Genomic DNA, 1,255 nt, shown 5'->3' on the forward strand with positions numbered 1-1,255 from the left:
CCGGGGTAGCCGCTGGGGTGTTCGCGCCAGGACACCTGGGCGAACTGACCCGGATCATCCCGTTCGAGATGGTCGATGAAGTGCTGGCAGACACGCGTGCGCGTGAGCGAAGGGTCCGGCTGATACCGGCGCGGGTCACGGTCTACCTGCTGCTGGCCGCGGCGTTGTTCACCGACCTGGGCTACCGGCAGGTCTTCGACCGGTTGTGCGCCGGGCTGGCGGGCCTGGCATTGGCACGGCCCAGCGGCAGCGCTCTTCGCCAGGCCCGCCAACGGCTCGGCCCGGCCCCGATGAAAGCGCTGTTCGACCTGATCAGCGGCCCCGCAGCGACGACCGCTGCCGCAGGATGGTGGCGAGGCCTGCGGGTGGTCGCCGTCGACGGCACCCTGCTACCGGTCCCGGACTGTCCGGCCAACCTCACGATCTTCACCCGCCAGCGACTCGGCAACGGCACGTCCGGCTACCCGCAACTGCGTCTGACCGCGCTGGTGGCCTGCGGAACCAGGTCGATGATCGCAGCCGTGTTCGGGCCTGCCAGCACCGGCGAACTCGACTACGCCCGCCGTCTGGCCGCGTACCTGCGAACCGGGATGCTCCTGCTGGGCGACCGGAACTTCGCCGCCACCGACCTGCTCAACCAGGTCGCCGCCACCGGCGCCGACCTGCTGGTCCGCTGCAAGTCCGGCCGCAACCTGCCCGCCGTGGCCCGCTGCCGGGACGGCTCGATTCTGGCCCGGCTCGGTGCACTGACCGTCCGCGTCATCGACGCCGAGATCACCATCCGCACCACAGCGGGCACCCGGACCGGCCACTACCGGCTGCTGACCACCCTCACCAACGCATCGGCCTACCCGGCGGCCGACCTCATCCGGCTCTACCACGAGCGCTGGGAGATCGAGACAACCTACGCCGAGCTGAAGTCCACCATCCTGAGCGGTCACGTCCTGCGGGCGCACACTCCTGACGGCATCGAGCAGGAGGTCTGGGCGCTGCTGACCGTCTACCAGGTGCTGCGGACCGCGATGACCGACGCCACCGACAGCCTCCCGGGCACCGACCCGGACCGGGCCGGCTTCACCACCGCTCTGGCCGCCGCCCGAGACCAGCTCATCCTGGCCGCCGGCGTCATCACCGGCACCGACATCGACCTGATCGGCGCCATCGGCCGTCACGTCCTGGCCCATCTCCTGCCCGCCCGGCGAGTCCGCACCAAAGACCGCATCGTCAAACGCGCGATCTCCAAATACAACGCACG

General features: G+C 70.4%; 1 protein-coding gene. It reads left to right on the forward strand.

Translation table 11 applies throughout. The features are described 5' to 3' along the window. Positions 1 to 80: 80 nt before the first annotated feature. On the forward strand, positions 81 to 1,255 hold a 1,175-nt coding region (locus ACWCSD_RS52725), incomplete at its 3' end, for an IS4 family transposase (RefSeq protein ID WP_449927521.1).

It is taken from the genome of Nonomuraea sp. NPDC001684 (assembly GCF_053596515.1).